Source organism: Microbacterium radiodurans (assembly GCF_008710705.1).
In the GTDB taxonomy this organism is placed as follows: domain Bacteria; phylum Actinomycetota; class Actinomycetes; order Actinomycetales; family Microbacteriaceae; genus Microbacterium; species Microbacterium radiodurans.
Window position 1 is genome coordinate 1 of the sequence record NZ_VYRZ01000006.1, and the last position, 5,493, is coordinate 5,493.

Below are 5,493 nucleotides of genomic sequence, written 5' to 3' on the forward strand. Positions count from 1 at the left end.
AAATGGCCACCCAGCTTTGGGTGGCCATTTCACGAAAGAAGTCCGGCGGTGTCCTACTCTCCCACAGGGTCCCCCCTGCAGTACCATCGGCGCTGTGAGGCTTAGCTTCCGGGTTCGGAATGTGACCGGGCGTTTCCCTCACGCTATGGCCGCCGAAACACTATTGATGTTTCATCAAGGCATAACGATTGATTCGTTACGCGGTTCTCGACCGTACATCGAGAACCACTCAGTGGACGCAAGCACCAAAAACGGTGTGTTATCAAGTCATCGGCTTATTAGTACCGGTCAGCTTCACGTGTTACCACGCTTCCACATCCGGCCTATCAACCCAGTAGTCTGGCTGGGAGCCTCTCGCCCGAAGGCATGGAAATCTCATCTTGAGGCCGGCTTCCCGCTTAGATGCTTTCAGCGGTTATCCATCCCGAACGTAGCTAACCAGCGGTGCTCCTGGCGGAACAACTGGCACACCAGAGGTTCGTCCAACCCGGTCCTCTCGTACTAGGGTCAGATCCTCTCAAATTTCCTACGCGCGCAGCGGATAGGGACCGAACTGTCTCACGACGTTCTAAACCCAGCTCGCGTACCGCTTTAATGGGCGAACAGCCCAACCCTTGGGACCTACTCCAGCCCCAGGATGCGACGAGCCGACATCGAGGTGCCAAACCATGCCGTCGATATGGACTCTTGGGCAAGATCAGCCTGTTATCCCCGAGGTACCTTTTATCCGTTGAGCGACAGCGCTTCCACAAGCCACTGCCGGATCACTAGTCCCGACTTTCGTCCCTGCTCGACCTGTCAGTCTCACAGTCAAGCTCCCTTGTGCACTTACACTCGCCACCTGATTGCCAACCAGGTTGAGGGAACCTTTGGGCGCCTCCGTTACTTTTTGGGAGGCAACCGCCCCAGTTAAACTACCCACCAGGCACTGTCCCTGAACCGGATTACGGTTCGAAGTTAGATATCCAGAGTGACCAGAGTGGTATTTCAACAATGACTCCACGGTAACTGGCGTCACCGCTTCACAGTCTCCCACCTATCCTACACAAGCCACACCGAACACCAATACCAAGCTGTAGTAAAGGTCACGGGGTCTTTCCGTCCTGCTGCGCGTAACGAGCATCTTTACTCGTAGTGCAATTTCGCCGAGTTCGCGGTTGAGACAGTTGGGAAGTCGTTACGCCATTCGTGCAGGTCGGAACTTACCCGACAAGGAATTTCGCTACCTTAGGATGGTTATAGTTACCACCGCCGTTTACTGGGGCTTAAATTCTCAGCTTCGCCTTGCGGCTAACCGGTCCTCTTAACCTTCCAGCACCGGGCAGGCGTCAGTCCGTATACATCGTCTTGCGACTTGGCACGGACCTGTGTTTTTAGTAAACAGTCGCTACCCACTAGTCTCTGCGGCCTCCACACCCTTTCGGAGTAAATCCTAATAAGTGGAAGGCCCCCCTTCTCCCGAAGTTACGGGGGCATTTTGCCGAGTTCCTTAACCACGATTCTCTCGATCTCCTTAGTATTCTCTACCTGACCACCTGAGTCGGTTTGGGGTACGGGCAGCTAGAACCTCGCGTCGATGCTTTTCTCGGCAGCATAGGATCACCCACTTTTTATCCGCATCGTGTCTCAGCCTGTATGAGTCACGGATTTGCCTATGACTCGGCCTACGCACTTGCCCCGGGACAACCATCGCCCGGGTTGGGCTACCTTCCTGCGTCACACCTGTTAATACGCTAGCCGCACCAGCATGGGGTCGAGCGTTAGACCGGACCGTCTCACCCCGAAGGGATCAACTAAGCCCGGGTTAGGACTCTTAGCACCACTGGATTAGCTTGGGCGGTTCTTCGCCGGTACGGGAATATCAACCCGTTGTCCATCGACTACGCCTGTCGGCCTCGCCTTAGGTCCCGACTTACCCAGGGAAGATTAGCTTGACCCTGGAACCCTTGGTCTTTCGGAGGACGTGTTTCTCACACGTCTTTCGCTACTCATGCCTGCATTCTCACTCGTGTAGCCTCCACGGCTGGTTCACACCGCCGCTTCGCTGGCCACACGACGCTCTCCTACCCATCAACACGGCTGGACCACGAAGGCCTACCAAAAATGTCAATGCCACAACTTCGGTGGCGTGCTTGAGCCCCGTTACATTGTCGGCGCGGAATCACTTGACCAGTGAGCTATTACGCACTCTTTCAAGGGTGGCTGCTTCTAAGCCAACCTCCTGGTTGTCACAGCAACTCCACATCCTTTCCCACTTAGCACGCGCTTTGGGACCTTAGTTGGTGGTCTGGGTTGTTTCCCTCTCGACTATGAAGCTTATCCCCCACAGTCTCACTGCTGCGCTCTCACTTACCGGCATTCGGAGTTTGGCTGACGTCAGTAACCTTGTAGGGCCCATCGGCCATCCAGTAGCTCTACCTCCGGCAAGAAACACGCAACGCTGCACCTAAATGCATTTCGGAGAGAACCAGCTATCACGAAGTTTGATTGGCCTTTCACCCCTATCCACAGCTCATCCCCTCAGTTTTCAACCTAAGTGGGTTCGGTCCTCCACGACGTCTTACCGTCGCTTCAACCTGGCCATGGATAGATCACTTCGCTTCGGGTCTAGGACACGCGACTAAAATCGCCCTATTCAGACTCGCTTTCGCTACGGCTACCCCACACGGGTTAACCTCGCCACGTATCGCTAACTCGCAGGCTCATTCTTCAAAAGGCACGCTGTCACCCCTGCTAAGGAGGCTCCAACGGTTTGTAAGCAAACGGTTTCAGGTACTATTTCACTCCCCTCCCGGGGTACTTTTCACCTTTCCCTCACGGTACTTGTCCGCTATCGGTCATCTGGGAGTATTTAGGCTTATCAGGTGGTCCTGACAGATTCACACGGGATTTCTCGGGCCCCGTGCTACTTGGGATACTCTTCGCGCCAAGGGAGGCATTTCGACTACGGGGTTCGCACCCTCTATGACCAGGCATTCAAACCTGTTCGTCTATACCATCTTGTAACGCCGACAATTCGGCAGAACTGTCTGAAAAGTCCCACAACCCCCAACATGCAACGCCTGCCGGCTATCACACACGCTAGGTTTAGCCTGATCCGGTTTCGCTCGCCACTACTAACGGAATCGCGGTTGCTTTCTCTTCCTGTGGGTACTGAGATGTTTCACTTCCCCACGTTCCCTCTACCCGCCCTATATATTCAGGCGGGAGTCACTAGGTCGGCACGCCGCCCAGCGGGGTTTCCCCATTCGGACACCCTCGGATCACAGTGTGCTTATCCACTCCCCGAGGCTTATCGCAGATTGCTACGTCCTTCTTCGGCTCCAGATGCCAAGGCATCCACCGTTTGCTCTTAAAGACTTGAAATCACATGAGTTGAATCGTCAAAAAATTGACTAATGATCTTTAAGATCATCTTCACGACACAACACCCGAAGGTGTCGCATCGAAGATGCTCGCGTCCACTGTGTAGTTCTCAAAGTACGGGCGGTACCTCCCCCACATACCGACCAGCAGCATGAAGAAAAGGCCCAGAGAGTCAGGCATGAAGCCCGGTCCCTCAGGACCCAACAGCGTGCAGGTGCGACACCCGAAACCCTCCCCGTTCCCACCGCAAGCGGCGTACTAAAGAAGACCTTCATCCTTCGCACCATGTCAAATGTTCCACCCATGAGCACCCCGCAGAGACATTCGCTCTGATCGGGGGCCTGGACACCGAAGTGCCAGATGCTCCTTAGAAAGGAGGTGATCCAGCCGCACCTTCCGGTACGGCTACCTTGTTACGACTTAGTCCTAATTACCGATCCCACCTTCGACGGCTCCCTCCACAAGGGTTGGGCCACCGGCTTCAGGTGTTACCGACTTTCATGACTTGACGGGCGGTGTGTACAAGACCCGGGAACGTATTCACCGCAGCGTTGCTGATCTGCGATTACTAGCGACTCCGACTTCATGAGGTCGAGTTGCAGACCTCAATCCGAACTGGGACCGGCTTTTTGGGATTCGCTCCACCTCACGGTATTGCAGCCCTTTGTACCGGCCATTGTAGCATGCGTGAAGCCCAAGACATAAGGGGCATGATGATTTGACGTCATCCCCACCTTCCTCCGAGTTGACCCCGGCAGTATCCCATGAGTTCCCACCATTACGTGCTGGCAACATAGAACGAGGGTTGCGCTCGTTGCGGGACTTAACCCAACATCTCACGACACGAGCTGACGACAACCATGCACCACCTGTATAGAGACCTTGCGGGGCGACTGTTTCCAGACGTTTCCTCTATATGTCAAGCCTTGGTAAGGTTCTTCGCGTTGCATCGAATTAATCCGCATGCTCCGCCGCTTGTGCGGGTCCCCGTCAATTCCTTTGAGTTTTAGCCTTGCGGCCGTACTCCCCAGGCGGGGAACTTAATGCGTTAGCTGCGTCACGGAATCCGTGGAATGGACCCCACAACTAGTTCCCAACGTTTACGGGGTGGACTACCAGGGTATCTAAGCCTGTTTGCTCCCCACCCTTTCGCTCCTCAGCGTCAGTTACGGCCCAGAGATCTGCCTTCGCCATCGGTGTTCCTCCTGATATCTGCGCATTCCACCGCTACACCAGGAATTCCAATCTCCCCTACCGCACTCTAGTCTGCCCGTACCCACTGCAGACCCGAGGTTGAGCCTCGGGATTTCACAGCAGACGCGACAGACCGCCTACGAGCTCTTTACGCCCAATAATTCCGGATAACGCTTGCGCCCTACGTATTACCGCGGCTGCTGGCACGTAGTTAGCCGGCGCTTTTTCTGCAGGTACCGTCACTTTCGCTTCTTCCCTGCTAAAAGAGGTTTACAACCCGAAGGCCGTCATCCCTCACGCGGCGTTGCTGCATCAGGCTTCCGCCCATTGTGCAATATTCCCCACTGCTGCCTCCCGTAGGAGTCTGGGCCGTGTCTCAGTCCCAGTGTGGCCGGTCACCCTCTCAGGCCGGCTACCCGTCGACGCCTTGGTGAGCCATTACCTCACCAACAAGCTGATAGGCCGCGAGCTCATCCCTGACCGAAAAATCTTTCCAACTGCCGACCATGCGGCCGCAGCTCATATCCGGTATTAGACGCCGTTTCCAGCGCTTATCCCAGAGTCAGGGGCAGATTGCTCACGTGTTACTCACCCGTTCGCCACTGATCCACCCAGCAAGCTGGGCTTCACCGTTCGACTTGCATGTGTTAAGCACGCCGCCAGCGTTCATCCTGAGCCAGGATCAAACTCTCCGTAAAGAAAATTTGCTGCGACCAACCGGAAAAAGGCTGGAGCAGCGAGTTTGATGCTGACCAAAGAGATAAATCATTGCTGACTATCCATTGCCTCCCCAAAAGGAGAGGTCTTTGATCCAAAGGAATCTCACCCCACCGAAGTGGAGACGAGGTTATTTGGCATTTGACAAGTGCACGCTGTTGAGTTCTCAAGGATCGGACGCTCCCCCAGCCAGTCTCACAACCAGCCCAGAAGGCA

The 5,493-nt window shown here is 55.1% G+C and carries 3 rRNA genes; all 3 read right to left on the reverse strand.

Annotation, left to right across the window (positions count from 1 at the left end):
- Positions 1-40: 40 nt before the first annotated feature.
- Positions 41-157 (reverse strand): 5S ribosomal RNA (gene rrf / locus F6B42_RS14755).
- A 101-nt stretch (positions 158-258) separates the two neighbouring features.
- Positions 259-3,366, reverse strand: a 23S ribosomal RNA gene (locus F6B42_RS14760).
- Positions 3,367-3,737: 371 nt separating this feature from the next.
- Positions 3,738-5,258 (reverse strand): 16S ribosomal RNA (locus F6B42_RS14765).
- Together the 16S, 23S and 5S rRNA genes form the textbook arrangement of a ribosomal RNA operon.
- Between the last annotated feature and the right edge of the window lie 235 nt (positions 5,259-5,493).